The following is a 3,970-nucleotide window of genomic DNA, read 5'->3' as shown; positions in this document are numbered from 1 at the left end:
CGCCGCCGGCGAGCGCCGGCCCGCGCCGCACTGGCCGCGGCGGCCGAGGTGTTCGACCTCGCGGGGGCCGTTCCCTGGGCGGAGCTGGCCCGTGAGCCGGCCGCCTGTGAAGGGGGTCCCGCACACCCGGCGGCGGCCCTGACGGAGGGCGAGGCCCGGCTGGCCCTGCTGGTCAGCCAGGGGGCGAGCAACCAGGAGGCCGCGGCGAAGCTCTTCCTCAGCGTGAAGACGGTGGAGGCGAGGCTGACCCGCATCTACCAGAAGCTGGATGTCCGCTCGCGGGCCCAGCTGGCGGCCGCGCTGGCCGGCGGAACCCAGCCGCAGTAGCCGCCGCGGCCGAGACGGCCGCGGCGCGCGCCTCCTCCCGGACCGGGCCGGGCAGGCCGGGCCCGGTCCGGGAGGAGTGAGATCAGCAGCCGAGGTTGTTGCCGGGGGTCACGCCCAGCAGCTGCGTGAAGCCCTGGTACTTCGAGACGCGGCTCTGGACCTGGGCGGGGTTCCCGCCGTTGCACTCCAGGGCGCCGTTGATCGACCGGATCGTCTCGCCGAATCCCGCGCCGTTGACGATGGCCGCGTGGGCGGTCATCGTGCCCGGGCCGTTCTGCGTGTTCCAGTACCAGAGCGCCGTCTTCATGGCGACCGCCGGGTCCTGCTCGACGAGGTACGGGTTGGCGAGCAGGTTGATGCCGAGGGCGTCACCGGCGGCCTTGTAGTTGAAGTTCCACGACAGCTGGATGGGGCCGCGGCCGTAGTAGGCGGCCTGGCCGGCCGGGCAGCCGTACGGCTGGGTCGCGTCGCAGTAGTGGGGGTAGTTCGCGGTGTTCTGCTCGACGATGTGGACCAGGCCCCCCGTCTCGTGGGAGACGTTCGCGAGGAAGGCGGCGGCCTCCCGGCGCTTCACCGTGTCGTCGCCGGTCTTGGCGAAGCCGGGGTACGCGGACAGCGCCGCGACCAGGCCGTCGTAGGTGTAGAAGGGGTTCCGGTTCGGGAACATCTGGTCGAACTGGGCGCGGGACACCACGAATCCGGAGGGGTCGGGGTCGGGGTCCTGGCCTCCACCGCCACCACAGGCGCCCTGGTCGGACCACACGCCCCACTGGCCGGTGGTGCCGGGCGTCTCGCCCTGGGTCCACCACTTCGCCTTCCAGTTGCGTCCCGCGTGCGAGGCGCTCACGCCGTTCGTGTAGACGGCGGAGGAGGCCCAGGCACCCGCGCAGGCGGGGGCCGCGGCGGCGGCGGGGGAGGACGGGAGGGCGATGGCGAGGCCCAGGGTGACGGCTGCGGCGGCGGCCAGGGAGAGGGCGCGGCGGCGTAGCGCACGTATCACGTAACTGCTCCTTCGGTGGGGGGAGTTGCCGTGGGGGCGACAGCTACAGCCACTGAAGCGAAAATGGTCTGGACCTGTCAAGGTCTAGACCAAGGAGATTGTGTGGGGATGACATGCCTCCGCGCCGACGGATGGGGACACGTCGGCGCGGAGGCGGGGGTGGGCTGCCGGTGTCAGCTGCCGGCGGAGGCGTTGCCCGAGAGGACCGGGATGTTGCTGAGGATGTGCGACGCGGACTCGTCACCCTTCGCCTGCGTCGAGTTCTCGGCGCACTGCTGGTTCTGCGGGTTGGCCAGCACGTTGACGTCCTGGACGCCGACGTTGGCGATGATCGCCACCAGGGACTGGGCGTTGACCTTGGCCGGGAGGCCGACGCAGAGCTTGTTCAGGGAGCCCTGGATCGCGCCGAGCTGCGGGCTCTGCGCGCCCGCGGTCTCCTGGTTGCCGTAGATCTGCGCGGCGCCGTTGCCGTTGACGGTGTTGACGCCGTTGTCGTTGCCGATCGCCATCGCCGGGGAGGCAACTGCGGCGCCCGCGCCCAGCACGGAGGCGGTGACCGCGGCGGTGGCCATGAACTTCTTGAACATGTGGGGGATTCCTTCTGTCGCACTGTCGCGTGATAGCTGCCCTCGGCGGGACGCGCTGATCAACTGCTTTCAGTGCCCGGGGTTATCCCCACTCACCCGTGTGGCCCAACGGCCGACCGGGGTGGAGTGGCCCGGTCCCGCCGCCGCGACGGCGAGACTGAGCTCCTCGGGTCCGAGGGTCAGCCGGTCTTGCGGCGGACCTTCTTGTTCTTGCCGCCGGGGCCGCTGCTGGAACCCTGGACCTTCGCCCGGCTCTGGTGCGACTCCTGGGACTGGGCGTTCGCCGCGTTGCGCTCCAGTGCCTCCCGGAACTTGCGCTTGGCCTCGTCGGCCGGAGTCTCGTCCTGCGGAGTGTCTGTTTCGTCTGCCATGTGTCCTCCTGGGGGTGATCAAGCGGTCTCATTCTGTCAGGTGGCGTGCGCGCTGACCAGCGAGTTCGGCGCGAGCGGCGCCTCGCGCCCGGGCCAAGGCCGGCCGGGCCCGCGAGGACGGGAAAGACCCAAGGGGGCCTTGGGAGAGTCATAAGCTTTGGTTATGGGGCTATAAAGTGACACCGGGTGCCGGGTTAGGATTGCCTTAGTTTAGGGTTCCCCTTGATTGACCTTGCCGTCGCTCGAAGGGAACCCTTGCCATGCCTCGCCCTCTGCGGGTAGCCATCGTCGGAGCCGGCCCCGCCGGAATCTATGCCGCCGACGCGCTGCTGAAGTCCGAGGCCGCCGTCGAGCCCGGTGTGTCCATCGACATCTTCGAGCGGATGCCCGCTCCCTTCGGTCTGATCCGGTACGGCGTCGCCCCCGACCACCCGCGGATCAAGGGCATCATCACCGCCCTGCACCAGGTCCTCGACAAGCCGCAGGTCCGTCTCTTCGGCAACGTCGACTATCCGAACGACATCAGCCTCGACGAGCTGCACTCGTTCTACGACGCGGTGGTCTTCTCCACCGGCGCCACCGCCGACCGGGTGCTGACCATCCCCGGTGTGGACCTGGACGGCTCCTACGGCGCCGCCGACTTCGTCTCCTGGTACGACGGGCACCCCGACGTACCGCGCACCTGGCCGCTGGAAGCGGAGAAGGTCGCGGTGCTCGGCGTCGGCAACGTCGCCCTCGACGTCGCGCGCATCCTCGCCAAGACCGCGGACGAGCTGCTGCCCACCGAGATCCCGGCGAACGTCTACGAGGGCCTCCAGGCCAACAAGGCGCTCGAGGTGCACGTCTTCGGCCGCCGCGGCCCGGCCCAGGCCAAGTTCAGCCCGATGGAGCTGCGCGAGCTGGACCACTCGCCGAACATCGAGGTCATCGTCAACCCCGAGGACATCGACTACGACGACGGCTCCATCGCCACGCGCCGCGCCAACAAGCAGGCCGACATGGTCGCCAAGACCCTGGAGAACTGGGCGATCCGCGACATCGGCGACCGGCAGCACAAGCTCTTCCTGCACTTCTTCGAGTCGCCCACCGAGGTGCTCGGCGAAGACGGCAAGGTCGTCGGACTGCGCACCGAACGCACCGAGCTGGACGGCACCGGCAACGTCAAGGGCACCGGCACCTTCACCGACTGGGACGTCCAGTCCGTGTACCGCGCGGTCGGCTACCTCTCCGACGAGCTGCCCAAGCTCCCCTGGGACGTCGAGTCCGGCACCGTCCCCGACGAGGGCGGCCGCGTGATCGAAGCGGGCTCCCACCTGCGGTCCACGTACGTCACCGGCTGGATCCGGCGCGGCCCCATCGGCCTCATCGGTCACACCAAGGGCGATGCGAACGAGACCGTCGCGAACCTGCTCGCCGACCACGCGCAGGGCCGCCTGCTCACGCCGGCGACCCCCGAGCCCGAGGCCGTCGAGTCCTTCCTCGCCGAGCGGAGCGTCCGCTACACGACGTGGGAGGGCTGGTACCGGCTGGACGCCGCCGAGAAGGCGCTCGGCGAGCCCCAGGGGCGCGCGCGCGTGAAGATCGTCGACCGCGAGGGCATGCTCGAAGCCAGCGCGAACTCGTGGCCGAGGACGAGCGGCGTCTTGACGGCGCCCTGCGCCCAGCCGTCCCAGGCGCCGCCGCCC

Annotated in this window: 5 protein-coding genes; 2 read left to right on the top strand and 3 right to left on the bottom strand. The window is 70.5% G+C overall.

Features of this window, described 5'->3' with window-relative positions:
- The coding region (locus tag ABT106_RS31320; protein ID WP_351284277.1) for a helix-turn-helix domain-containing protein at positions 1-327 on the top strand (327 nt) is incomplete at its 5' end.
- A gap of 82 nt (positions 328-409) precedes the next feature.
- Here the strand turns inward: ABT106_RS31320 and ABT106_RS31315 are convergent.
- From ABT106_RS31315 to ABT106_RS31305, 3 genes are all read right to left on the bottom strand, one after another.
- Positions 410-1,327 carry a glycoside hydrolase family 19 protein gene (locus ABT106_RS31315; protein WP_502979539.1) on the bottom strand — a complete coding sequence of 306 codons (918 nt, stop codon included), beginning with the start codon at positions 1,325-1,327 and terminating at the stop codon, positions 410-412.
- 173 nt (positions 1,328-1,500) lie between these two features.
- A complete protein-coding gene (locus ABT106_RS31310; RefSeq protein WP_351284275.1) occupies positions 1,501-1,914 on the bottom strand; it encodes a rodlin in 414 nt (137 codons plus the stop codon).
- A gap of 179 nt (positions 1,915-2,093) precedes the next feature.
- Positions 2,094-2,285: a DUF5302 domain-containing protein gene (locus ABT106_RS31305; RefSeq protein WP_351284274.1), complete on the bottom strand. Its 192-nt coding sequence runs from the start codon at positions 2,283-2,285 to the stop codon at positions 2,094-2,096.
- 260 nt (positions 2,286-2,545) lie between these two features.
- Between ABT106_RS31305 and ABT106_RS31300 the strand changes: the two genes are divergently transcribed.
- On the top strand, positions 2,546-3,970 hold a 1,425-nt coding region (locus tag ABT106_RS31300; RefSeq protein WP_351284271.1), incomplete at its 3' end, for an FAD-dependent oxidoreductase.

Source organism: Streptomyces sp. NPDC002044, from assembly GCF_040296725.1.
In the GTDB taxonomy this organism is placed as follows: Bacteria; Actinomycetota; Actinomycetes; order Streptomycetales; family Streptomycetaceae; genus Streptomyces; species Streptomyces antarcticus.
This window is presented reverse-complemented; position numbering and strand designations above follow the sequence as displayed.